Origin of the sequence: Qipengyuania gelatinilytica (assembly GCF_019711315.1) — a bacterium.
Lineage (GTDB): Bacteria > Pseudomonadota > Alphaproteobacteria > Sphingomonadales > Sphingomonadaceae > Qipengyuania > Qipengyuania gelatinilytica.
The window spans coordinates 2,674,525-2,696,955 of record NZ_CP081294.1 but is presented as its reverse complement, the minus strand read 5'-3'; the positions used below and the strand labels follow the sequence as shown (position 1 = coordinate 2,696,955).

At 63.1% G+C, this 22,431-nt stretch carries 23 protein-coding genes; 12 read left to right on the top strand and 11 right to left on the bottom strand.

Annotation, left to right across the window (positions count from 1 at the left end):
- Nucleotides 1-4: 4 nt before the first annotated feature.
- The gene (gene gorA, locus K3136_RS13370) at nt 5-1,357 is read right to left on the bottom strand and encodes a glutathione-disulfide reductase (RefSeq protein ID WP_221430786.1); all 1,353 of its coding nucleotides are present in this window, start codon (nt 1,355-1,357) and stop codon (nt 5-7) included.
- Nucleotides 1,358-1,422: 65 nt separating this feature from the next.
- Entirely contained in the window at nt 1,423-2,796 is a 1,374-nt protein-coding gene (locus tag K3136_RS13365; protein WP_221430785.1) for a DEAD/DEAH box helicase, read from the bottom strand.
- A gap of 276 nt (nt 2,797-3,072) precedes the next feature.
- Between K3136_RS13365 and K3136_RS13360 the strand changes: the two genes are divergently transcribed.
- Complete coding sequence (locus K3136_RS13360; protein ID WP_221430784.1) at nt 3,073-3,489, top strand: hypothetical protein; 417 nt, start codon at nt 3,073-3,075, stop codon at nt 3,487-3,489.
- On the opposite strand, the gene K3136_RS13355 is transcribed toward K3136_RS13360, so the two are convergent.
- Genes K3136_RS13355 through pgi form a run of 4 tightly spaced genes read right to left on the bottom strand, consistent with a single transcriptional unit; the run spans nt 3,486 to nt 6,392 of the window.
- Entirely contained in the window at nt 3,486-3,680 is a 195-nt protein-coding gene (locus tag K3136_RS13355; RefSeq protein WP_247711369.1) for a hypothetical protein, read from the bottom strand. The two genes, K3136_RS13360 and K3136_RS13355, sit on opposite strands and share 4 nt — an antisense overlap.
- Complete coding sequence (locus K3136_RS13350; protein ID WP_221430782.1) at nt 3,680-4,084, bottom strand: GtrA family protein; 405 nt, start codon at nt 4,082-4,084, stop codon at nt 3,680-3,682. The genes K3136_RS13355 and K3136_RS13350 overlap by 1 nt, the downstream gene beginning before the upstream one ends.
- Nucleotides 4,085-4,095: 11 nt before the next feature.
- On the bottom strand, nt 4,096-4,779 hold the full coding sequence (locus tag K3136_RS13345) for a ferritin-like domain-containing protein (protein ID WP_221430781.1): 684 nt from the start codon (nt 4,777-4,779) through the stop codon (nt 4,096-4,098).
- Nucleotides 4,780-4,811: 32 nt separating this feature from the next.
- Complete coding sequence (pgi, locus tag K3136_RS13340; RefSeq protein ID WP_221430780.1) at nt 4,812-6,392, bottom strand: glucose-6-phosphate isomerase; 1,581 nt, start codon at nt 6,390-6,392, stop codon at nt 4,812-4,814.
- A gap of 52 nt (nt 6,393-6,444) precedes the next feature.
- Between pgi and lepB the strand changes: the two genes are divergently transcribed.
- From lepB to K3136_RS13320, 4 genes are read left to right on the top strand one after another with little or no spacing between them, the layout of a single operon-like run.
- On the top strand, nt 6,445-7,296 hold the full coding sequence (lepB, locus tag K3136_RS13335; protein ID WP_221430779.1) for a signal peptidase I: 852 nt from the start codon (nt 6,445-6,447) through the stop codon (nt 7,294-7,296).
- Nucleotides 7,293-7,964: a ribonuclease III gene (rnc, locus tag K3136_RS13330; protein ID WP_221430778.1), complete on the top strand. Its 672-nt coding sequence runs from the start codon at nt 7,293-7,295 to the stop codon at nt 7,962-7,964. The genes lepB and rnc overlap by 4 nt, the downstream gene beginning before the upstream one ends.
- Nucleotides 7,961-8,875, top strand: a complete 915-nt coding sequence (gene era, locus K3136_RS13325) for a GTPase Era (RefSeq protein WP_221430777.1) — start codon at nt 7,961-7,963, stop codon at nt 8,873-8,875. Before rnc ends, era begins: the two co-directional genes overlap by 4 nt.
- Before the next feature lie 14 nt (nt 8,876-8,889).
- A complete protein-coding gene (locus tag K3136_RS13320) occupies nt 8,890-10,143 on the top strand; it encodes an MgtC/SapB family protein (RefSeq protein ID WP_221430776.1) in 1,254 nt (417 codons plus the stop codon).
- Nucleotides 10,144-10,153: 10 nt separating this feature from the next.
- On the opposite strand, the gene K3136_RS13315 is transcribed toward K3136_RS13320, so the two are convergent.
- The 5 genes from K3136_RS13315 to plsY all read right to left on the bottom strand — a co-directional run bounded on the left by K3136_RS13315 (nt 10,154) and on the right by plsY (nt 15,349).
- Nucleotides 10,154-10,336, bottom strand: coding sequence for a hypothetical protein (locus K3136_RS13315; protein WP_221430775.1), 183 nt, complete (start codon nt 10,334-10,336; stop codon nt 10,154-10,156).
- On the bottom strand, nt 10,336-12,888 hold the full coding sequence (gene topA, locus K3136_RS13310; protein ID WP_221430774.1) for a type I DNA topoisomerase: 2,553 nt from the start codon (nt 12,886-12,888) through the stop codon (nt 10,336-10,338). The genes K3136_RS13315 and topA overlap by 1 nt, the downstream gene beginning before the upstream one ends.
- A 69-nt stretch (nt 12,889-12,957) precedes the next feature.
- Nucleotides 12,958-13,632, bottom strand: coding sequence for a hypothetical protein (locus K3136_RS13305; protein ID WP_221430773.1), 675 nt, complete (start codon nt 13,630-13,632; stop codon nt 12,958-12,960).
- Nucleotides 13,632-14,747 (bottom strand): DNA-processing protein DprA, encoded by a 1,116-nt coding sequence (gene dprA, locus K3136_RS13300; RefSeq protein WP_221430772.1) that lies wholly within the window; start codon nt 14,745-14,747, stop codon nt 13,632-13,634. The genes K3136_RS13305 and dprA overlap by 1 nt, the downstream gene beginning before the upstream one ends.
- Nucleotides 14,744-15,349 (bottom strand): glycerol-3-phosphate 1-O-acyltransferase PlsY, encoded by a 606-nt coding sequence (gene plsY / locus K3136_RS13295; RefSeq protein ID WP_221430771.1) that lies wholly within the window; start codon nt 15,347-15,349, stop codon nt 14,744-14,746. Before plsY ends, dprA begins: the two co-directional genes overlap by 4 nt.
- 118 nt (nt 15,350-15,467) lie before the next feature.
- On the opposite strand from plsY, the gene murI reads away from it, so the two are divergent.
- The 7 genes from murI (at nt 15,468) to K3136_RS13260 (ending at nt 22,424) form a co-directional block, all read left to right on the top strand.
- The gene (gene murI / locus K3136_RS13290) at nt 15,468-16,262 is read left to right on the top strand and encodes a glutamate racemase (protein WP_221430770.1); all 795 of its coding nucleotides are present in this window, start codon (nt 15,468-15,470) and stop codon (nt 16,260-16,262) included.
- A 108-nt stretch (nt 16,263-16,370) separates the two neighbouring features.
- The gene (hemA, locus tag K3136_RS13285; protein ID WP_221430769.1) at nt 16,371-17,591 is read left to right on the top strand and encodes a 5-aminolevulinate synthase; all 1,221 of its coding nucleotides are present in this window, start codon (nt 16,371-16,373) and stop codon (nt 17,589-17,591) included.
- Between the two features lie 75 nt (nt 17,592-17,666).
- Nucleotides 17,667-19,280, top strand: a complete 1,614-nt coding sequence (locus tag K3136_RS13280) for an AMP-binding protein (protein WP_221430768.1) — start codon at nt 17,667-17,669, stop codon at nt 19,278-19,280.
- Between the two features lie 70 nt (nt 19,281-19,350).
- Nucleotides 19,351-20,043 (top strand): nitroreductase, encoded by a 693-nt coding sequence (locus tag K3136_RS13275; RefSeq protein WP_221430767.1) that lies wholly within the window; start codon nt 19,351-19,353, stop codon nt 20,041-20,043.
- Nucleotides 20,044-20,223: 180 nt separating this feature from the next.
- Nucleotides 20,224-20,667 carry a hypothetical protein gene (locus K3136_RS13270; RefSeq protein WP_221430766.1) on the top strand — a complete coding sequence of 148 codons (444 nt, stop codon included), beginning with the start codon at nt 20,224-20,226 and terminating at the stop codon, nt 20,665-20,667.
- An 87-nt stretch (nt 20,668-20,754) separates the two neighbouring features.
- Nucleotides 20,755-21,573, top strand: coding sequence for a transporter (locus tag K3136_RS13265; RefSeq protein WP_221430765.1), 819 nt, complete (start codon nt 20,755-20,757; stop codon nt 21,571-21,573).
- A 77-nt stretch (nt 21,574-21,650) separates the two neighbouring features.
- A complete protein-coding gene (locus K3136_RS13260; protein WP_221430764.1) occupies nt 21,651-22,424 on the top strand; it encodes a hypothetical protein in 774 nt (257 codons plus the stop codon).
- The last annotated feature ends 7 nt before the right edge of the window (nt 22,425-22,431 follow it).

Below are 22,431 nucleotides of genomic sequence, written 5' to 3'. Positions count from 1 at the left end.
GCGATCAACGCATCAGGACGAGTTCTTCCGCCATCGTCGGATGGATTGCGGTCGTTGCATCGAAATCCGCCTTGGTGAGGCCAGCCTTCACCGCAATCGCGGCGGCCTGCATCATCTCCGGCGCTTCGGGAGCGATCATGTGGATGCCGACGATCTTCCCGCTGTCGCCATCGCAGACCATCTTGATCAGGCTGCGTTCGTTACGACCGGCCAGCACGTTCTTCATCGGGCGGAAATCGGACAGGTACACCTTCACGCTGCCGAGCTTGTTCTTGGCCTCGCCCTCGGTCATGCCGACAGCGGCGATCGGGGGATGGCTGAACACGGCGCTGGGGATGCAGGAGTGATCCACCGCAACCGGGTCGCAGCCGCCGAAGATCATGTCGGCAAAGGCCTGGCCTTCGCGGATGGCGACGGGAGTCAGTTGGACGCGGTCGGTCACATCGCCGACGGCATAGATGTGGTCGACATTGGTCTTGCTGAAACGGTCGACCTTGACCTCGCCGCCATCGCCAAGTTCGACGCCCGCCTTGTCCAGCCCCAGCCCCTCGGTATTGGGAACACGACCGACGGCGAACATGACGAGGTCCGCCTTTTCCTCGTCCTGGTCGCTGAGCTTGACGAAATAGCCGCCTTCGTCACATGGTTTGATGTATTCGAAGGTCGTGTTGAAGCGGAACTTGATGCCCTTCATCGTGCTGATCTGGAGCAGGCGGTCGCGCACCGCCTCGTCATAGCTGCGAAGCAGGCGATCGCCCCGATTGACGATATGAACATCGCAGCCGAACTCGTTGAATATTCCTGCGAATTCGTTGGCGATGTAGCCCCCGCCGGCGATGATGACCTTCTTCGGCAGCTCGTCGAGGTGGAAGGCCTCGTTCGAACTGATCGCGTGTTCGGCGCCCTGGCATTCGGGCATACGCGGCCGGGCGCCGGTGGCGATCAGGATGTACTTGGCCGTGACCTTGCGCCCGCTTGCGAGCGTGATCTCATGCGGGCCGGTAATCTCGGCACGTTCCTTGAAAATCTCGACCTCGTGATTTTCAAGCGTTTCGGTGTAGGCGCCCTCGATGCGTTTCACATCGTCGAGCACATTGTCGCGCAGCACCTTCCAGTCGAACTTGCGCTCGCCGATTTCCCACCCGAAGCGCTGGCAATCCTCGAGGTCCTCGGCGAAATGCGCGCCGTAGACGAGCATCTTCTTGGGCACGCAGCCACGGATCACGCAGGTCCCGCCGACGCGGTGTTCCTCGGCAATCGCGACCTTCGCGCCATGCGCGGCAGAGACACGGCTGGCGCGCACGCCGCCCGAACCGGCGCCGATGGTGAAGAGGTCGTAATCGTATTTCTCGGCCATTCGGCGCTCCTGTCAGCTTTCGAGCGTGTCTCTCGCCAACCGTGAGCCGATAAGCAAGTTCCGACTTACCTTCCGCTGCGCGGCCGGTTCCGGTTACGGTTGCGATTACGGTTTCCGCCGGGGCGGCCGCCGGGCTTGCCGCCCTGCCCCGCCCCCTCGGGCTTGCCCTTGCGAGCAGGGTGCTTCTGCTTGGGCTTCGGCTTGGTGGCGCCGCCAGTCGGGCGAACCTTTGGCTTGGCCATGCGCTGCTTGGGCTCGCGCTTGGTCGGGCCGACGCCTTCGACCACGGCACGGAAATTGTCCGGCAGCGGCAGGCGCTCGAATTCCGCATCGGTCTTCTTGCGGATGTCCTTCAGGTAATCGCGCTCGTCTTCGGCACAAAAGGCAATCGCGATGCCGTCCTTGCCTGCACGCGCGGTGCGGCCGATGCGATGGACGTACTGCTCCGGCACGTTGGGCAGTTCGTAATTGATCACGTGGCTGACGCCCGGAATGTCGATCCCGCGCGCGGCGACATCGGTCGCAATCAGGATCGGCGTCTTGGCGCGCTTGAACTCGTCGAGCGCACGTTCGCGCTGCGGCTGGCTCTTGTTGCCGTGGATGGCATTGGCCGGAATGCCCGCCTGGCCGAGCTTCTTCACGATACGGTCGCAGCCATGCTTGGTGCGGGCGAAAATCAGCACGCGCTCGAACTTGCCGGGGACCTTGTGACGCTCGGACAGGATCAGCTCGATCAGCGTCTGCTTCTCGTCCTGCTGGACCATGAAGAGATACTGGTCGATGCGTTCTGCCGTGGTGCTTTCCGGGGTCACGCTGACCTTCACCGGGTTGCGGCAGTATTTACCCACCAGTTCCTGGATCTGCTTGGGCATGGTGGCGCTGAAGAACAGCGTCTGTCGGTCCGCAGGAACAAGTTCGCTGATCTTGCGCAGCGCGTGGATGAAGCCGAGGTCGAGCATCTGGTCGGCCTCGTCCAGCACCAGCACTTCGACGCCGTCGAGGCGGAAGGCCTTCTGGTCGATCAGGTCGAGCAGGCGGCCCGGCGTGGCGACGAGGATGTCGGTGCCGCGGTGCAGCTTGTTGCGATCCTTGTTGACCGAGGTGCCGCCGACGATGGAGTGCACCTTGAGGCCTGCCAGCGCGCCATAATCCTTGGCGCTTTCCGCAATCTGCCCTGCCAGTTCGCGCGTCGGGGCGAGCACCAGCATGCGGCAGGACTTGAACGGCGTCTGCTTGTCGGCGTCGCGCAGGCGGTCGATGCTGGGCAGCATGAAGGCAGCGGTCTTGCCGGTACCGGTCTGCGCGATACCGAGCAGGTCACGGCCTTCGAGAAGGTGCGGAATGGCCTGTGCCTGGATCGGGGTCGGCTCGGTATAGCCCTTCATGTCGAGGGCCTGGAGCACGGGCTGCGAAAGCCCGAGGTCATTGAATTGTGTCATGGCTAAACTCGCAAAATATGCGGCGCACTGACGGATTCCGGGCGGAATCGTCGCGCGGCGCGGGGGTTGGAACCACCCGCGTGAAAAGGGAAGTCTGGAAAAACTGGACCGAGGCACGGCCGGGGCGATGGATGTATCCGCATCGCCGCTTCACGCTGGCTTGCGCGCTTCGATGGGCGCCATGTGGTCCTAATACTGTGAATAGTCAACCGCACTCGCTGTTTCCAGCAGCCTGCAGAACATATTCGACCTCAAATTGTAGAGGGGAGAATCAGCATGCCGGTATGGGCATCAATCGTACTGCTTGTCGCCGGCATCGGTTTCGTAATGATCGCGATAGCGACTGCGATCCTGCATTTCTTCGTCGGCCTGAGGCAACCTCCAGCCAAAAGGGCTGCTCTCACCGTGGCGGTAGCCTATATCATTGTTGCAGCGTTTTTGGTCCTTTTCGGCCCGTCGGACTATCGCCTGTTCGCGCCTGTGGTTCCGATACCCGGTGCGATTGTAGCCTATTTCTTCTGGTGGCATGATTTTCGTATGAAATGGATCGAAGCAGAAGACATCGGCGATCAGGCGATTGCAGATGACGACTGGCGCGCAGGAATAGTACGGCTTCTTATGGTCCTTATGATCGGCGTGGGGATCGTTCTCTACAAGGCCCTGGTCACGGGAATGCTTAGTTCCGTCTTCTAGTCGGAAAGCCCAGCCGCCTCCAGAAGCCCTTCCGTGCTCGCGTCGAACTCCTCTCCGCGTTCCTCAGTCGCCTTGGCCATCCGCCTGCCCGGCTCGACGCCGTACTGGTCGAAGGGGTTGGTGCCCATCAGGATGGCCCTGGTGAGTTTGGCGTAATGGTGGAAGGCTATCAGCGCACGGTGAATGCGCATCACACCTGCCTGAAGTTGATCGTCGCGTTGAGCGCGAACACCGCCAGCCCCGCGAAGACCGACACGACGACGCGCGCCACGAGGTAATTCATCGGCGTCCATTCGGTGAGCACCCAGAAAAGGCCGACCGTCACGATCAGGCCGACAACCGCGTTGGCGAGGAACAGCGCATAGCCGGTCGAGAGCTTCCGCTCGGACCCGGCGAAGATCCACGTACGCCCGAAAATGTAATGGATCGAATTGGCGACCAGGAAGCTTATGCCCGTCGCCAGCACCGGGTCGACGCCTGCCTGTTCGACCAGCAGCCACAGCACGCCCAGCCCGAGGAGGAACACGCCCGTGCTGACAACCGTGTTGCGCCAAAGCATGCCGCCCGCACGGCGGTTGAAGAACCGTTTCAACATGAAAGGCTCGCTCAGCCGGGCACGGCAATCTTGGGCGTTGGCTTGGGATTGCTCTCGCCCGCATCGCGCCATTCCTTGCGGCGCGGCGCACCGAACCACAGGAACAGCAGCGGCAGCTTGATGAAGAGCAGTTCGGAATGGATCATCCGGTCGATCCACACTTCGCGCCGGTTGGGCATGCGGCGCTGGTTTTCGGCGAGCCACTTGTCATAGGGCAGGAAATGGTCGGGCTCGTCGACATGGACGACCTCGAAGATCTTGTGCAGCGCCTTGTCCTGCTTGACGAGCGGATGGTCGAGCAGGATTTCGACCTGCTTCAGCCCGCGCTTCTCGGTCAGCGAGATGACCCGACACAGCCGCTCGAACAGGTCGTCGCTGGCGATGATGGCATCGGTGTCGAGGCTGTCTATCGAGGTGCCGAAAGTGATCTCGATAAAGCGGTCGATATGGCCGAAAGTCCGGTCGAGCGCGATCGGCATGGTCCCGCGCAGCTGGAACCAGCGCTTGAACATGGTGTAATGCTTGCGCTCGTCGGCGCGGTGCTTTTCGACCGCTGCGATCAGTTCGGTCGCCTCGGGATGCTTCGCCTTCACCGCCTCCAGCACCCGGTCAAGCGCAGTGTAACCGCGATGCTCGTTATAGATGTAGATCGAGCCCAGAAGGTCGAGATAGCGGCGTGCGAACCATTGTTTCATGTCAACGGTTTACCATCTTTCCGCTGACGTTGTCACGACATTCCGGCGGCACCGAGCAAGGCTTCCGTACTCGCATCGAATTCCTCGCCGCCTTTCTCGATCGCCTTGGCCATTTCCTTGCCGAGTTCGACGCCGAACTGGTCGAAGGGGTTGATGCCCATCAGCACCGCGCTGGCGAAGGTGCGGTGTTCGTGGAAGGCGATGAGCGCGCCCAGCGTGGCGGCGTCGAGATCGTCGCACAGCATCGTGGCCGAAGGGCGATCGCCCGGGTAGTTGCGCGCGGGGTCCTTGCCCTGCTTGCCCGCCATCAGCGCCGCGCCCTGCGCAAAGCAGTTCATCAGGAGGATGCGGTGGTGCGCGGGGTCGAGCTCGTCGCCGGGCGCGATGCTGGCGATGAAGTCGACGGGGATGAGGTGCGTGCCCTGGTGAAGGAGCTGGAACACCGCGTGCTGCGCATCGGTGCCCACCCCGCCCCAGGTGATCGGCGCGGTCGGGCCGTCGACCGGCTGCATGTCGGCGGTCACGCGCTTGCCGTTGCTCTCCATCTCCAGCTGCTGGAGATAATCGGGGAACAGGCCGAGCCGCTCGTCATAAGCGAACACGGCGCGGGTCTGGCAGCCGCGCACGCGGGTGTAGTAGAGATCGGCGAAGGCGGCGCGCAGGACGAGATTGTCTGCCAAGTCGCTATCGCGGAAATGCTTGTCGACCTCGGCAGCGCCGGCAAGCATTTCGCGGAAATCGTCCATTCCCACCGCCATGGCGATCGGAAAGCCGATGCTCGACCAGATCGAATAACGCCCGCCCACGCTTTCCTGGAAGGGCAGGATACGCGTTTCGTCGACGCCCCATTCGACCGCGCCTTCGGGGTTGGCCGTCAGCGCAATCACGCGGCCGCCCGGATCGGATACGCCATTGTCGGCCAGCCATTTGAGCGCGCTTGCCGCGTTGGTCATGGTCTCGATCGTGGTGAAGGTCTTGCTGGCCACCGCGATCAGCGTCTTGGCAGGATCGCACTTCGCAAAGGCCGCCTCCAGCGCGACACCATCGATGTTGGAGACCACATGCACGTCGCAGCGCGCGAAATCGCGGCTGAGCGCATCGACACCCAGCGCAGGTCCAAGCGCGCTGCCGCCGATGCCGATATGGATGAGGTGGTCGATTTCGCCCAGCGCCCCCTGGTGGATCGCCTCGACCAGCATGCCCATGCGGTCGATCAGCGCAGCCGCTTCCTCGACCTTTGCCTCGTCACCCACGCCGCGCAGCGTCACATGATCGGCTGCGCGACCTTCGGTCGGGTTCACCACTTCGCCCGCAAAGAGCTTGCGGCGCATTTCGGTGAATTCCATCGCCTCGGCCAGCTCAGCAAACTTCGCCAGCACGGCGCGGTCGAGGTGCGTTTTCGACCAGTCGAACAGTATGCCGCCCGGCGCCATCGGATCGCCCGCAGCATCGCCTGCCAGCTCGATCCGGCCCGACAGCATAGCAACGCGTTCCTCGCCCCCCGGCTCGTCCGTGCCCTCGCCTCCATCGCGCTTGGTACTGAACAGTTCGAGCAAGGTCGGCTGCGGCAGCTTGGCAAGGTCGGTCCAGATATCGGCGGCGGCTTTGGTCATGGCGGGCAAAAATCCTTTCGCAGGGTGTGAATGCGGACTAGGGACTTCGGCGATGAATGAGAACCCCCGCCTGACGCAACCGAACGCCGATTCCGATCCGGAATTCGTATCCCAGCCCGAGAGCAAGCCCGAGAAAGAGGAAAGCTGGGGCGACTTCACCAAGTTCCTGCTCAAGCTGGTGCTGGTGGTCGTGATCTTCCGCAGCTTCATCTTCTCGCCCTTCACCATCCCGAGCGAAAGCATGCTTCCGGGGCTGCGCAATGGCGATTACCTCGTCGCGGCGAAGTGGCCCTATGGCTATTCCAGCCTGTCGCTGCCTTTCGAGGCACCGCTGATCCCGGGGCGTGTGTTTGCCCACCTGCCCGAACGCGGCGACGTTGTGATCTTCAAGCACCCGGTCGACGGCACCGACTACGTCAAACGCGCCATCGGCCTGCCGGGCGACACGATTGCCATGCGCAATGGTGTCCTGATCCTCAATGGCGAGCCGGTGAAACGCGAAGCGGTCGAAGATGCCCAGATCCCGATGAGCGAGAATACCGGCTGCCGCAGCGATGGCGGCCAGGTTTCGGACGGGATGATCTGCCGCTATCGCCAGTTCAGGGAAACGCTGCCTTCGGGGAAGAGCTACATGACGCTCGACTTCGGGCCGCGCTCGCAGGACAATTTCGGCCCCATCGTAGTGCCCAGAGGCAAGATCTTCGTAATGGGCGACAACCGCGACAATTCGCTCGACAGCCGCTTTCCCGCCTCGCCCGGACAGGGCGTGGGGCTGGTCGATGCGGACCTCCTCGTCGCACGCGCCAGCATGGTGCTGTGGTCGACCGACGGGAGCGCCGAATGGCTGCTGCCGTGGACCTGGTTCACCGCTGCGAGGTGGGACAGGATCGGGACCGACATATGAGCGTGCTTAATCCCGACACCCGCAAATGGCTCGAGGATACCGGCTTCACGGTCGGTGACGAGGCGCTGTGGCAAGCCGCGCTCACTCACGGCAGCCTCGGCGAGAAGCGCGATTACGAGCGCCTCGAATTCCTCGGCGACCGCGTGCTTGGCCTCGCCATTGCGCAATGGCTGTTCGAACAGAGCGAGGCGCCAGAAGGCAAGCTTGCCCAGCGCCTCAATGCGATCGTCAGCCGTGAAATGTGCGCCAATGTCGCGCGCGGCATCGAGCTTGCCGATCACATCCGCATTTCGAAGCAGGCCCGCGCCGACGGCGGCCGCGACAGCGACAACATCCTGGGCGACGTGATGGAAGCCCTGCTCGGCGCGCAGTTCCTCGACAATGGCTTCAAGGCCTCGCGCAAGCTGGTGAATGTCCTCTGGCGCCCCGCACTCGAAAGCGGTGCCGGGGAAAGCAAGCACCCCAAGAGCGCGCTCCAGGAATGGGCGGCAGGCAATCGCCGCAAGCCGCCCGAATACGAGGTGATCGACCGTTCCGGCCCCGATCACGCCGCAAAGTTCACGGTCCGAGTTTCGGTCCACAAGGTCGGCGAAGCAACCGCCACCGCCAACAGCAAGGGCGAGGCCGAGAAGGCCGCCGCCAGGGAATTCATGGAGAAATTCGGATGAGCGATCCGAAGACCAAATGCGGCCTCGTCGCCGTGCTCGGCGCCCCTAATGCGGGCAAGTCCACGCTGGTCAACCAGCTCGTCGGCCAGAAGGTCGCGATCACCAGTGCCAAGGCGCAGACCACGCGCGCGCGCATGCTCGGCATCGCCCTGCACAAGTGCGATGAGGCCGACACGCAGATGATCCTGGTCGATACGCCCGGCATCTTCGCGCCCAAGCGTCGCCTCGACCGCGCGATGGTGAACGCCGCGTGGGAAGGTGCGGAAGCGGCCGATGCCGTGCTGTTGATGGTCGACCCGATCAAGCAGCGCCGGCACGAGCTTGAACCGCTGGTCGAGGCGCTGGCGAATAGGCCCGAACGCAAGATCCTCGTCCTCAACAAGGTCGATGCCGCGAAGAAGGAACCGCTGCTCGCGCTGGCGCAGGAGCTGACCGACAAGGTCCAGTTCGAGACGGTCTACTTCGTCTCCGCCCTGACCGGCGACGGCGTGCCCGAAATGAAGGAAGCGCTCGCGGCGATGATGCCCGAAGGCCCGTGGATGTACCCCGAAGACCAGGTGTCGGATGCCAGCGAACGCCTGCTCGCCACCGAGATCACCCGCGAACAGCTCTACAAGCAGCTCCACGAAGAACTGCCCTATGACAGCGCGGTTCGGCCCGAGAAGTATATCCAGCGACCCGATGGCAGCGTGGAGATCCACCAGCAGATCGTGGTCATGCGCGACAACCAGCGCGCCATCGTGCTCGGCAAGGGCGGTAGCCGGATCAAGGCGATCGGGCAGGCTGCACGCGAGGAGCTGTCCGAATTGCTCGGCCAGAAGGTCCATCTTTTCCTCCACGTGAAGACCGACGAACGCTGGAGCGAGGACAAGGAAATGTTCGAGGAAATGGGCCTCGACTGGACCCGTTAGGGCACATCGGGCGGATGGACTGGCTCGGCATCCTTCCCCATCTCGGCGCGGCGCTGGCCGTGGGCCTGATGATCGGGATGGAGCGGGGCTGGAAACTTAGAGGCGCCCAAGACGGACAGCGGGTCGCCGGGATCCGGACCTTCACTTTGCTCGCCGTTTCGGCAGGCATTGCCGGCCTGCTAGCCGACCTTGGATATGAAATCGTCGCGGGCGTAGTGGTCGCGGGCGCGGCTGCCGTCATCGCCATCGGTTATTCGCGGTCGGTTGGCGACAGCGGCAGGCCGGATGCGACATCCGCGGTGGCCGCCATGGTCACGCTCGGCCTCGGTTTCCTCGCCGGGCTCGGGCAAGGCGCATTGGCCGTGGCCGGAGGCGCCGTCGTCACCCTGGTGCTTGCCTTGAGGACGGAAATGCACCGCTTCGTCGGCGCGATGGACGAGGCCGATATCAAGGCCTTCGCGCGCTATGCCGTCATTGCGCTCGCCGTCTTCCCGTTCCTGCCCGAAGGCCGGTTCGGGCCTTACGATGCATGGGAGCCGCGCAACCTCTGGCTGGTGGTGATCGTCGTCACCGGTTTTACCTTTGCAGGTTATGTCGCCAATCGCCTTTTCGGCGCACGCAGGGGCACTATCGCGACCGCAGTCATCGGCGGGCTCTACAGTTCGACCGCCGTCACCCATTCCTTCGCGCAGAAGATCGGTTCCGGAACCGGCGGCGGGGCCGAGAACGCGGGCATCGCCCTCGCCAGCGCTGTCATGTATCTCCGGGTCATCGTGCTTGTCGGCGTGCTCGCGACCAGCCTCCTGCCCCATTTCGTCATCATCGTCGCACCCGCCCTGCTGGTTGGCTTCGCGGCCGCGTGGAGGCTCTACCGGCAGGCGCCCTCGACCACCGGGCCCGCGCCGCCCGGAAACCCGATCGCCCTGTTGCCGGCCCTCACCTTCGTGACCTTCGTCGCAGTGGCAGCGGTAGCGGCACGCTGGGCGCAGAGCGAGTTCGGCGAACAGGGCATCGCAATCCTCCTGTTGCTGATGGGCAGCATGGACGTGGACGCAGCGATCATCACCGCTGGAGGGCTGGAACCGGGCACCATCGCACCCGACCTCGCCGCCCTCGCCATAGCGGGCACCATCCTTGCGAACATGTCGGTGAAGCTCGGCGTTGCGCTGGTTTACGGCAAGCGCGAGGCACGTCCGGCGGGCCTGGCGCTCGGGGCGAGCATGGCCGCTTTGGCAGTAAGCCTGGCCGTCGGGTATTTCCGGCTCTAAGTCCCGATTATCAGCGCTTTTTCGCCACTTTAATATTGTTCTTCTTGGCGAAATCCTTGGTCGATTCCTCGCTGCGTCCCAGCGCCTTGGCGATCTGCTTGAGCCCCTGCCCCTTGGCGGCGAGGGTGCGGAGCTGGCCCGCCTCCTCGCCCGTCCAGGGTTGCTTGTGCCTTTCGAAGCGCTCCTTGCTCATCAGTCGGCCTTCTTCTTGGCCGCTGGCTTCTTTTTCGCTGGAGCCTTCCTCTTGGCCGGGGCCTTCTTCTTGGCTTTCTTCTTCGCCGGGCCCTTCGCCGCACGGGCATCGATCAGTTCGATCGCCTGCGCTTCGGTCACATCCTCGGGCTTCATGTCCTTGGGGATCGTGGCGTTGGTTGTGCCGTCGGTGACATAGGGTCCGTAGCGGCCCGGCATGACCTTCATCTCGCCGCCGCTGGTCGGGTGCTCGCCCAGCGTCTTGATTGGTTCAGCCTTGCCGCGCCCGCCGCCCTTGCGATTGGCAGCCTCGGCGAGGAGCGAGACGGCAGCATTCATGCCGGTTTCGAACACATCGCGGGTGCTGGTCAGCTTGGCATATTTGCCATCGTGACGCAGATAGGGGCCGTAGCGGCCGATGTTCGCCTCGATCTCCTTGCCCGTTTCAGGGTGCGTGCCCACGATGCGCGGCAGGTCGAGCAGTTTCAGCGCCCATTCGAGATCGAAATCGTCGAGGTCCTTGGGAATGCTCGCGCGCTTGGCATCTTTGCCTTCGCCCAGCTGGATATAAGGACCGAAACGGCCCGTCTTGCGCTCGACCGGGAGGCCCGTTTCCGGGTCCTTGCCCATTACGCCGTCATCCGCGCCGTCATCCCCATCGCTGCCGGGCTTGGCGAACTGGCGGGTAAACTTGCATTCGGGATAATTGGCGCAGGCCACGAAGGCACCGAAGCGGCCACCACGAAGCGCCAGGCGGCCACCTTCGCGGCCCTCGGTCTCGCACAGCGGGCAATGACGCGGGTCTTTGCCGTCGGCGCGTTCGGGGAAGAGATAGTCGGACAGGAAGTCGTCCAGCACCTCGGTCACTTCCGAGGGCTTCTTCTCCATGATCTCTTCGGTCTTGGGTTTGAAGTCCTTCCAGAACTCGGCGAGCAGCTTCTTCCACTCCTCGCGCCCGTCGGACACGGTGTCGAGTTCATCCTCCATCCCGGCGGTGAAATCGAACGACACATAACGCTCGAAAAAGCGTTCGAGAAATGCCGTGAGGAGACGCCCCGATTCCTCTGCAAAGAAACGGTTTTTCTCCATCCGCACATAGGCTCGGTCGCGCAACGTCTGGAGCGTCGAGGCATAGGTCGAAGGCCGCCCGATGCCGAGTTCTTCGAGCTTCTTCACAAGGCTCGCCTCGCTGAAACGCGGCGGAGGCTGGGTGAAGTGCTGGTTCGCCTCGACCGCCTTCTTCAGCGGGCTGTCACCCTTGTTGACGATGGGCAGAAGGCCGTCCTCGTCATCCTCCGAAGGCTCGTCGCGGCCTTCCTGATAGACCGCGAAATAGCCGGGGAACTTCACGACCTGGCCGGTCGCGCGCAGCTCGTGCTTGCCGGTGCCGTCGCGCAGCGTGATCGTGGTGCGCTCGAGATTGGCGGACGCCATCTGGCTCGCCATCGCGCGCTTGAAGATGAGGTCGTAAAGCTTGCCCTCGTCGCCCGAACTTACGCGGTCGCGGGTGAAATCGGTCGGACGGATAGCTTCGTGGGCTTCCTGCGCATTCTTCGCCTTGGTCGCATAGAACCGCGGCTTGTCGGGCAGGTAATAGGCGTCATAGCGGTTCGCGATGGCCTTGCGGCAGGCATCGATCGCGCTGCCGTCCATCTGCACGCCGTCGGTACGCATATAGGTGATCGCGCCCGCCTCGTAGAGCGACTGGGCCAGACGCATCGTGTGGCTGGCGGAGAAGCCCAGCTTGCGCGCAGCCTCCTGCTGCAAAGTCGAGGTGGTGAACGGCGGCGCGGGACTGCGCTTGAGCGGCTTGGTCTCGATTTCCTCGACCGTGAAGCGCGAATCCTCGACCGCCTGTTTGGCGGCCTTGGCGCTGCCTTCGTCGCCCAGCGTCAGCTTCTGCAGCTTCTTGCCGTCATACTTGACCAGCCGTGCATCGAACTCGGTGCCGTCCTGCTCGAGCTTGGCGAGGACCGACCAGTATTCGTCCGCCTTGAAGTGCTCGATCTCGATCTCGCGGTCGACGATCAGGCGCAGTGCGACCGACTGCACGCGGCCCGCGCTCTTCGCCCCCGGCAGGCGGCGCCACAGCACCGGCGACAGCGTGAAGCCGTAAAGATAGTCCAGCGCGCGGCGGGCGAGATAGGCGTCGATCAGCGGCTGATCGAGCTCTCGCGGCGACTTCATCGCCTCGGTCACGGCGGCCTTGGTGATTGCGTTGAAGGTTACGCGGTCGACCTTCTCAGGCAGTGCCTTGCGCTTGCTCAGCAGTTCGCGGACATGCCAGCTGATCGCCTCTCCTTCGCGATCAGGGTCGGTCGCGAGGACCAGCCGGTCGGCCTTCTTGGCCGCATCGCTGATTTCCTTGAAGCGCTTCTGCTTGTCGCGATAGAGCTCCCAGTCCATCGCGAAATCCTCGTCCGGGCGCACGCTGCCATCCTTGGGCGGCAGGTCGCGGACATGGCCGTAGCTGGCGAGAACCTTGAAGTCCTTGCCGAGATATTTCTCGATGGTTTTCGCCTTCGCGGGCGATTCAACAATAACCAGTTGCATGGGGGTAAAAGCGGTCCCTTACGTGTGTACGTGTATGTACGCGCGATTTTCGGTTCGGTTTGCGGGCCGTCAAGCGGGCAATTGCTGCTCGGTCTCAATTTGGCTTACGAAGCGGTAGGTCGAGATACTCAGCAGCGTATACCAGACGATCGATGACAGCATCGCCAGATTGGAAACAATGGAAATCACAAACTCGTATCTGGGGGAATAATCCCAATCCTGATCGACCAGATAGACATAGTCGTGATGAAATATGGCAGCGACTGATAGCGCCATAGTGAATACGGGTCCGATCATGGCAACCAGCAACGGCTTGATCAGTCGCTCCGTGCTTTGCCAGCTCCAGACCAGCGCATCACGTTTCGAACCGCCGGCGATAAATACTCTCGGGAAGACAGGTAGCCATCTAGTCAGCAAGAAGATGCCTGGCAGAGCGAGTGCAAAAACACCGAGAATGATGGGTATTCCTGTCACCATTCCGAGAACGAAATAAGTCCCGATCCCCGCTCGCAGTCCGCTAGCGAGCAGCCCACTCCTCCGCAGTAGTTCCAGAAACAGGAGAAACATCGCACCCCAATCAAAAAGCGCGAACACCCAATAAAGGGCGTATGATGACAGCGCTGAGGTCTCGAAATACACATAGCCGCCGGTAAAAACGGCAAGATACAGAACGATTGGTAGGAGGCCCACGCGGAGCAGGCGAAATGTTTCGCTCGCGATCTTTAAGTAGGCTGGGCCAATCATCACGCCAAACTCACCCGACCCGCAGCATGCCGCTCCAGCCGTCCGGCAATCTCCAGCTCCAGAAGCGCCAGTTGCACCGCCGCAGCACTTTCGCCTGACTGGCGGATAAGTTCGTCGATCGACACCGGAGCGGTAGTCAGCAGTGAGGCGATGTCGGCAGGTTCCGCCTCGGCCATCTCCTCATGCGAGAAATCGAATTGTGCGACCGGCTCGCGGAAAGTCGAGCGCGGCTGGCCGTCAAACCCGGTGAGCAGTTCCACCACGTCCTCGGGCGATTGCACCAGCACCGCGCCTTCACGGATAAGGTGGTTGCAGCCGTGGCTCCGCGCTTCCAGCGGGGAGCCGGGAATCGCCATGACCTCGCGCCCTGCCTCGCCTGCCAGTCGTGCGGTGATGAGGCTGCCGGACTTGACCGCCGCCTCGACCACCAGCGTCCCGCTCGCCAATCCTGCGATGATGCGGTTGCGGCTCGGGAAGTGGCTGCCGCGCGGCTCGGTGCCGGGCGGCTGTTCGGCGATCAGCAGGCCCTCGGCCGCGATCCGCTCCTGAAGTTCGGTGTGCTGCGGCGGATAGGCGATATCGATGCCGCTTGCGATCACGCCGATGGTTCTGGGCATCGCGCCTTCATGCGCAGCGCCGTCGATACCGCGGGCAAGGCCCGAAACGACGGTGAAACCGGCCTCCGCCAGCCCCTTGCCGAAATCGCGCGCCAGCTTGACCGCCGCCGCACTCGCGTTGCGGGCCCCGACGATAGCAACACAGGGTTTCGAAGCGAGCGAAAGGTCGCCGCGATAGGTCACGATCGGCGGCGCGCCGTCGATCTCGCCCAACAGGCGCGGATAATCGGGCTGGTCGTGGAAGAGGTATTTCGCGCCCGCCTTGCGGACGCCCTCGACCTCGCGCTCGATTGTGTCGAGAGGCGCGGCGCGATACTGCCGCTTGCCGCCCTTCCCGAGCTCTGGAAGCGCCTCGAGCGCCTTTGCCGCCGTGCCGTAGCGCGCCAGCAGTATGGCGTAGCTGACCGGCCCGATATTGGGCGAGCGCAGCAGGCGGATACGGGCGAAGGCCTCGTCTTGTGACAGCGGCGCGACCCGTGGATGCGTGGCGTCGTTCACCCCTTGGAGCCGACCTTCGGTTCGGTGCCCGCTGCAAGGCGCTTGATGTTCTCACGGTGCAGCCAGAGGACGAGCACAGCGACGACTGCCAGCACCTTCACGAAGGTGGGCCAGCCGAACACTGCGGCGGCTACCGCAGCCGCGATCACGGCGGTCATGCCAGCCAGCGAACTGATCCGCGTGATGGCAAGCATGCCGATCCAGACCACCGCGTAGACCACGCCCAGCGGCCAAGCGAGGCCGAAAGCCACGCCCGCATTGGTCGCCACGCCCTTGCCACCCTTGAAGCCGAGCCAGACGGGGAAGCAGTGGCCGATCACCGCGAACAGCGCAGTCCAGCCCACTTCCTGCCAGAACAGGTTCCACGCGATCAGCACCGGCACCAGCCCCTTCGCAAGGTCGAGCAGCAGCGTCGCCGCAGCGAGTCCCTTGCTGCCGGTGCGCAGCACGTTGGTGGCACCGATATTGCCGCTGCCCTGAAGGCGAATGTCGCCCTTGCCCGCCATTTTCGCCAGGATCAGGCCGAACGGGATCGAGCCGAAGGCATAGCCGAGCAGCGCCGCCCACAGCACGTTGATGGTGAAATCCGTTCCGAAATCCATAGTCCCGATCCCCGGTCGTTGCGCGCAAGGCTTGTGAAAGCCATGGCAAATTGTCTAGCGAGGCATGTAGGGCCCAGTTTGTGATTTGGGCAAGCTTACCGCGAACGGAAGATCCGATTTGAACTCTAAATCCCCGATACTTCTGTTCGATTCCGGCGTCGGCGGCCTCACCGTGCTTGCCGAACTGCGCGAACTGCTGCCCGAAGCTCCCGTGATCTACGCCGCCGACATGGCCGGACTGCCCTATGGCACGAAAAGCGAGGCGGAGGTCGCTGCGCGCGTCGCGGGGCTGCTTGGTCGCATGGCCGAACGCTACGAACCGCGGCTCATCTGCATCGCCTGCAACACTGCCAGCACGATTGCGCTCGGCATGGTACGCGAAGTGCTAGAAACGCCGATCGTGGGGACAGTGCCTGCCATCAAGCCCGCCGCCGCGATCACCGAAACCGGCACCATCGGATTGCTCGGCACGGAGGCGACCGTCCGGCAGCAATATGTCGACGACCTCGAGAATCGTTTTGCCGAGGGCAAGAGGCTGCTGCGCTATGGCGCGAATGGCCTCGTCGCATTGGGCGAACGCAAGCTGCGCGGCGAGGAGGTCACGGTGGACGAAGTTGCCAGTGCGGCCTCGGGACTCGTGCTCCAGCCCGGTGGGGAGAATCTCGACACGGTCGTGCTCGCCTGCACCCACTTCCCGCTTCTCGAACCCGAGCTGCGCGAGGCCTTCGGCAAGGACGTGAAGTTCGTCCACGGGGCGCAAGGCATCGCCCGCCGGATCGATCACCTGCTGAGCGGCCAGAAATTCTCCCGCTGGAGCAAGAGCTTCGCCGTCACTACCGGCGAGCTGCAGGACTTCGAACGGCTGTCCGGAGCCTTCGAACAATACGGAATAAGTTCGCTCAGGCGCTTCTGAATCTTGCGAATCGTTCGCAAAGATCGCGGTGGCAAAACGCAATCGGTTTGCTTATGTGCTCCGCCATATTCGGCCGCTTTTGGACGGCGTTGAGACGGGTGATCCCGGGTGAACTACGACCAGGTTTTTGATGAAGCGATTGGCCGCCTCCACGAGGAGGGCCGCTACCGCGTGTTCATCGACATCATGCGCAACAAGGGTGCATTCCCCAATGCGCGCTGCTTCCACGGACATAACGGCCCCAAGCCGATCACCGTATGGTGCTCTAACGACTACCTCGCCATGGGCCAGCACCCCAAGGTGATCGAGGCGATGGAAAACGCCCTCCACGATGTCGGCGCAGGTTCGGGCGGCACACGCAATATCGGTGGCAACACCCACCTCCATGTCGAGCTGGAGCAGGAACTCGCCGAGCTCCACGGCAAGGAAGGCGCGCTGCTCTTCACCAGTGGCTATGTCTCGAACGATGCGACGCTTTCGACGCTGGCGAAGCTGCTGCCGGGCTGCGTGATCTTTTCCGACGAGCTGAACCACGCCAGCATGATCGCCGGTATCCGCAATTCGGGCTGCGAGAAGCGGGTGTTCCGTCACAACGACCTCGAACACCTCGAGCAGCTGCTGGCTGCCGAAGACGAAGATACGCCCAAGCTGATCGCCTTCGAAAGTGTCTATTCGATGGATGGCGATGTCGCCCCGATCCACGCGATCTGCGACCTTGCAGAGAAGTACAACGCCCTCACCTATATCGACGAAGTCCACGCGGTCGGCATGTATGGCGACCACGGTGGCGGCATCTCGGAACGTGACGAAGCGGCGCACCGCATCGACATTATCGAGGGCACGCTGGGCAAGGCATTCGGCGTGATGGGCGGCTATATCGCGGCCGACAAGCGCGTGATCGACTGCATCCGCTCCTATGCACCCGGTTTCATCTTCACCACCTCGCTCAGCCCCGTGCTGGTCGCAGGCGTGCTCGCTGCGGTGAAGCACCTGAAGGAAAGCTCTGAAGAGCGCGACGCCCAGCAGGCAGCCGCCGCAACGCTCAAGGACAAGATGCGCGCTGCCAAGCTGCCGGTCATGGAAAGCGTGACGCATATCGTCCCCTTGATGGTCGGCGATCCGGTCCGCGCGAAGCAGATCAGCGACATCCTGCTGGCCGAATACGGCGTCTATGTTCAGCCGATCAATTTCCCGACCGTGCCGCGCGGCACCGAACGCCTGCGCTTCACGCCGGGCCCCGCGCACACTCCGGAAATGATGGACCAGCTCGTCGATGCGCTCGTCGAGATCTGGGACCGCATGGACTTGGAGTTGCGGGAAGCCGCCTGATCGGCTTACTTGGCCGCTGCGGCCTGCGATAGAGAACGATCGATCGTTGCACCGGGCCGGATGGAGAGCTGCCCGATGTACGACGTTTCGCTGACCGAAAGCTTCTTTCCCCGCCAGACCGACCTCGAATTGCGCGACACCACCGTCGGCTCCGCCTTGCGCGAGGCCGCCTCGCAGTGGCCGGACGATATTGCGCTGGAAGAGTTCAGCGAAACCGGGGAATCGGGACGCAAGTGGACCTTTGCCGAACTGCTGGCGGATGCCGAGAAGCTCGCCGATGCGCTGCTGACCCGGTACCAACCAGGCGAGCGGATCGTCATCTGGGCCCCGAACATTCCCGAATGGATCCTGTGCGAATACGCCTTCGGCATCGCAGGGTTGGTCCTGGTCACCGCCAATCCGGGATACCAGAAGCGCGAACTCACCTATGTGATCGAGCAGTCCTCCGCCGTCGGCCTGTTCCACATCGGCAATTTCCGCGGCAACCCGATGGCCGAGATCGCCAAGGCGATTGGCGAGGACAATGACCAGCTTCGCGAGCTGGTCGACATGCAGGACCGGGACGCGCTTTTCGCCACCGGATCGCTTTCCTCGCCCCGTCCCGAGGTCACGCCATCGGACATCGCGCAGATCCAGTACACTTCGGGCAGCACCGGCTTTCCCAAGGGCGTCCTGCTGCATCACTACGGCCTGACCAACAATTCGCGTCATTCCTTCGAGCGGCTCGGAATCGACCCCAAGGGCAAGCTCCTGCTGGTTGCGCCGCTGTTCCACACCACCGGATGCGCGGTCTCTGTGCTGGGCGCCTGTCAGTCGGGCACGCATATCGTCCTGCCGCCGATGTTCGAGCCGAACCTTGCGAACAAGCTGGTGGAGTCCGAAAAGATCACCTCGGTCATCGGCGTGCCGACGATGTATATGATGATGCTCGAAGTCGACGATGCGAACCCGCGCGACCTGACATCGGTCGATGTGATCGGCGCCGGAGGCTCGATGGTCTCGCCCGAACTGATCCGCCGCATCAAGGACCGGTTCGGCTGCAAGTTCACCAATGGCTACGGCATGACCGAGACCTCTCCCCTGCTTACCGGAACGCGTGACAGCGACCCGATGGACAAACAGACGCAGACGATCGGCCAGCCCTTCTCGCAGCTCGACGTCTCGATCCGCGATCCCCAGACGAACTCGGTCGTGCCGCTGGGCAAGGTCGGTGAAATCTGTGCGCGCGGTTACAGCGTCATGGCCGGTTACAACGACAATCCCGAAGCCACAGCAGAAGCCATCGATGCCGAAGGCTGGATGCATACCGGCGATCTCGGCATGATGGACGAACAGGGTTTCATCACCATCACCGGGCGGGTGAAGGAGATGATCATCCGCGGGGGCGAGAACCTCTTCCCCGTAGAGATCGAGAACATCCTGCTCGAACATGACACGGTCGCACAGGTCGCGGTGGTCGGCCTGCCGGACGAGAAATGGGGCGAGATCGTCGCTGCTTTCATCCGCACGCCGGAAGGCGCCTCGCTCGACCCTGCCGTCCTGAAGGCGCACTGCCGCGAGCATCTTGCCGCGCAGAAAACGCCGGTCGTCTGGGTCGAGGTCGACGAATACCCGATGACGGGATCGGGCAAGGTCCAGAAGTTCCAGCTGCGCGACAAGTATCTCGCCGGAGACTACGACGCGGCCTGAACGTAGCGTCCTTTGCGCTTCCATCCTGCTCGGCTAGACCTGTGCCGAGACAAGGGAGAGAGTGCACGCGATGAGCGGAAATCCGGACCAGAAATACGATGAAGTCGTCCTCGGGCGACGTTCGATCCGCGGCTATCTCGACAAGCCCGTCCCGCGCGAATTGATCGAGGAAGTGCTGGCGCTCGCCATGCGTTCGCCGTCCTCGATGAACACGCAGCCCTATCACTTCCATGTCATCACTGGCGAACCGCTCGACCGGATTCGCAAGGGCAACACCGAGCGTATCCTCGCAGGCGAACCCGACAGCCGCGAGTTCCGCCGCGGCGAGCCCTTCGCGGGCGTGCACCGCGAACGCCAGATCGGCTGCGCCGTCCAGTTGTTCGAGGCGATGGGAATCGAGCGCGACGACAAGGAAAAGCGGCAGGACTGGGTGCTGCGCGGCTTTCGCCAGTTCGATGCCCCCGCCTGCGTGATCGTTACCTACGATAAGGAACTTTCGGGCAGCGACGATACGCCTTTCGATTGCGGCGCGGTCACCACCGCGCTGGTCAATGCGGCATGGAGCCGCGGCCTCGGCTGCGTGATCAATTCGCAAGGCATCATGCAATCGCCCGTCGTGCGCGAGCATGCCAATATTCCGGACGACCAGGTCATCATGAAGGCCGTCGCCATGGGCTGGCCCGACGAGGATTTCCCCGCGAACCCCGTCAAGATCACCCGGCGGAGCGTCGATGAAGCTGCCCGGTTCGTGGGGTTCGACTGAACCCCTCGGAAACCTGGTTTTAACCAATGACACGGGCGGAATGCCAAGCCTCTCCGCTCACCCCCGCCATGCATCGCCCTGTCGAACTAACCTTGCTCCTTTGAAGGAATTTAAGACGAGTAGGCGAACGAGCTTTCGGCGCGGGTGATCGCTCGCGCCAAGGCTCGATGGAGGGTTGTAATGAAAAAACTTGCTCTGGTCGCACTGCCGACCGCACTGACTATGGCCGTTGTCGCACCTGTCGCCCTTGCGCAGGAAGACACCGGCACCGATACCGACACGACGACCGAAACCGCCGAAACCAACGGCGCGATCGTGACGCGTGAAGCGGTTACCGAGGAACGCGAAGTGCTCGACGAAGACGGCAACCCCGTCCTCGACGCCGACGGAAATCCGACCTTCGAAACGGTCGAACTGGGCTGGACCCAGACGGTGGAAACGCCCTCGGGCAACGTCCACACGATCACCAAGATCGAAGGCGAACGTGCTGTCGTGACGCATGAAAAGGCAGAGCGCATTGCTCGTGCCGAGCGTCCGACCAAGCCCGAACGTCCGGAAAAGCCCGAAAAGCCCGAAAAGCCCGAGCGTCCGGAACGTCCTGACCGCCCCGGCCGCGGCGGCTAATCCGAATACTCCAGCGCGTCGCATGCCCGGTCGTTCAGGAGGCCGGGCATGCGGCGCGCAACCATATCCAGCGGAACCGATCCAAACATGAAAAAGTCCTTCGCAGCCGGCGCGGCAACTGCCTGCCTCATCGCCATTCCATCTGTCGCGCATGCCGATGACGACGATTACGTACAGCTCGCAGTCGGCGCGGACTATTCGACCGGCGACTACGGCCAGGACGAGGACACCGAATTCCTCGCCGTACCGGTTACGGTGAAATGGCAGACCGGCGACTTCAACCTGCGCGTGTCGGTGCCGTATATCAACGTTTCGGGCCCCGCCGATCTCATTCCGGGTGAAGGCGGCGTGCGCGGCGGACCCGGCGGTGGTGGTCCCGGCGGTGGTGGTCCCGGCGGTGGCAGCGGTTCGACGGGTACGGCCTCGCGCTCGGGCATCGGCGACACCAATGTAGCGGCGACCTATTCCTTCGAAGTGTCGGACACGACCTATTTCGACGTGACCGGCAAGGTCAAACTGCCGACCGGTTCGCAGGAGAAGGCGCTCAGCACCGGTACGACCGATTTCACGCTGCAGGGTGAAGTGCTGCAGGTTTTCGGCGATGTCAGCGCAGCCGTGCGCGCAGGGCGCCGCTTCAACGGCCAGAACGACGACTATCCGCTCGAGGATGCGTGGCTCGCCGGTGCAGGGCTCTACTTCGTCTCCGGCGACAGCACCTTCGGGCTCGACTACGACTGGCGCGACGGCTCGCTGCCCACTTCGCCCAATCGCAGCGAAGTGACCGGCTCGCTCACCCACAAGCTCAACGACGACCTGCGCTTGCAGGGTTACGCCTATACCGGCCTTGCCGACGGCAGCCCCGATGTCGGGGTCGGCGCGCAGGTGATGGTGCGCTTCGGGGAATAGCCCACCAGCATCGCCATATTCTTGCGGTCCCGGAAACCTTGCATCCCTCGATGGTTCGCTTTGCAGGAGGCGAATTCATGACAGGCAGACTGACCGAAATTGGCGAAGGCTTCTGGCGCGTAAGCGGCGATTTCAAGCTGGGAGGGGTTGTCAATCTAGGCACCCAGGCCTCACTCGTGCGCCTCGCGGACGGGAATTACGTCTTCCTGGACAGCTATACGTTGCCCGATGACGTGAAGAGCGAGGTCGATTTGCTGACCGACAACGGGCGCAAGCTGACCGCGATCCTCAACCTGCACCCCTTCCACACGCTGCACTGCGAGTGGATGCACGAGGCTTATCCCGATGCTCGCCTCTACGGCACCTTGCGGCACAAACGGAAGCTGCCGCAATTGCCGTGGCAGGAAACGCTGTGCGAGGACTCCGGTCTTGCAGACAAGTTCGGCGTCGATTTCGATTTCAAGGTGCCTGCCGGTGTGCCGCTTGTCTGCGAGGACGAGGACGTCCATTTCTCGTCCGTGCTTGCCCTGCACCGCAGCAGCGGGACGATCCATGTCGATGACACGCTTGTCTATCTCGACAAGGGCTTCCCGCTTTCGCTGCTGTCGATGATCCGGAGGGTCGATTTCCACCCGACATTGGCCAAGGCGCTCAAGCCACATGCCGGTGCAGCCGACGAGTTTCGCGAATGGGCGATCGCGCTGGGCACGGACTGGGCGCAGGCCAAGCGCATTGCCGCGGCTCACAACGCCGTTCGGGAGCTGGATACGGAAGAATTCCCCACGCTCGTCGGAGAAGCGCTCGGGCGGGTAAAATCCGTACTCGAAAGCCACCGCTCCGAGTACGGATGATTTCTGC

Excerpts from the sequence above, each read along its gene's own strand:
- gorA (WP_221430786.1), bottom strand. The coding sequence starts at position 1,357 with ATGGCCGAGAAATACGATTACGACCTCTTCACCATCGGCGCCGGTTCG.
- K3136_RS13365 (WP_221430785.1), bottom strand. The coding sequence starts at position 2,796 with ATGACACAATTCAATGACCTCGGGCTTTCGCAGCCCGTGCTCCAGGCC.
- K3136_RS13360 (WP_221430784.1), top strand. The coding sequence starts at position 3,073 with ATGCCGGTATGGGCATCAATCGTACTGCTTGTCGCCGGCATCGGTTTC.
- K3136_RS13355 (WP_247711369.1), bottom strand. The coding sequence starts at position 3,680 with ATGCGCATTCACCGTGCGCTGATAGCCTTCCACCATTACGCCAAACTC.
- K3136_RS13350 (WP_221430782.1), bottom strand. The coding sequence starts at position 4,084 with ATGTTGAAACGGTTCTTCAACCGCCGTGCGGGCGGCATGCTTTGGCGC.
- K3136_RS13345 (WP_221430781.1), bottom strand. The coding sequence starts at position 4,779 with ATGAAACAATGGTTCGCACGCCGCTATCTCGACCTTCTGGGCTCGATC.
- pgi (WP_221430780.1), bottom strand. The coding sequence starts at position 6,392 with ATGACCAAAGCCGCCGCCGATATCTGGACCGACCTTGCCAAGCTGCCG.
- lepB (WP_221430779.1), top strand. The coding sequence starts at position 6,445 with ATGAATGAGAACCCCCGCCTGACGCAACCGAACGCCGATTCCGATCCG.
- rnc (WP_221430778.1), top strand. The coding sequence starts at position 7,293 with ATGAGCGTGCTTAATCCCGACACCCGCAAATGGCTCGAGGATACCGGC.
- era (WP_221430777.1), top strand. The coding sequence starts at position 7,961 with ATGAGCGATCCGAAGACCAAATGCGGCCTCGTCGCCGTGCTCGGCGCC.
- K3136_RS13320 (WP_221430776.1), top strand. The coding sequence starts at position 8,890 with ATGGACTGGCTCGGCATCCTTCCCCATCTCGGCGCGGCGCTGGCCGTG.
- K3136_RS13315 (WP_221430775.1), bottom strand. The coding sequence starts at position 10,336 with ATGAGCAAGGAGCGCTTCGAAAGGCACAAGCAACCCTGGACGGGCGAG.
- topA (WP_221430774.1), bottom strand. The coding sequence starts at position 12,888 with ATGCAACTGGTTATTGTTGAATCGCCCGCGAAGGCGAAAACCATCGAG.
- K3136_RS13305 (WP_221430773.1), bottom strand. The coding sequence starts at position 13,632 with ATGATTGGCCCAGCCTACTTAAAGATCGCGAGCGAAACATTTCGCCTG.
- plsY (WP_221430771.1), bottom strand. The coding sequence starts at position 15,349 with ATGGATTTCGGAACGGATTTCACCATCAACGTGCTGTGGGCGGCGCTG.
- K3136_RS13280 (WP_221430768.1), top strand. The coding sequence starts at position 17,667 with ATGTACGACGTTTCGCTGACCGAAAGCTTCTTTCCCCGCCAGACCGAC.
- K3136_RS13275 (WP_221430767.1), top strand. The coding sequence starts at position 19,351 with ATGAGCGGAAATCCGGACCAGAAATACGATGAAGTCGTCCTCGGGCGA.
- K3136_RS13270 (WP_221430766.1), top strand. The coding sequence starts at position 20,224 with ATGAAAAAACTTGCTCTGGTCGCACTGCCGACCGCACTGACTATGGCC.
- K3136_RS13265 (WP_221430765.1), top strand. The coding sequence starts at position 20,755 with ATGAAAAAGTCCTTCGCAGCCGGCGCGGCAACTGCCTGCCTCATCGCC.
- K3136_RS13260 (WP_221430764.1), top strand. The coding sequence starts at position 21,651 with ATGACAGGCAGACTGACCGAAATTGGCGAAGGCTTCTGGCGCGTAAGC.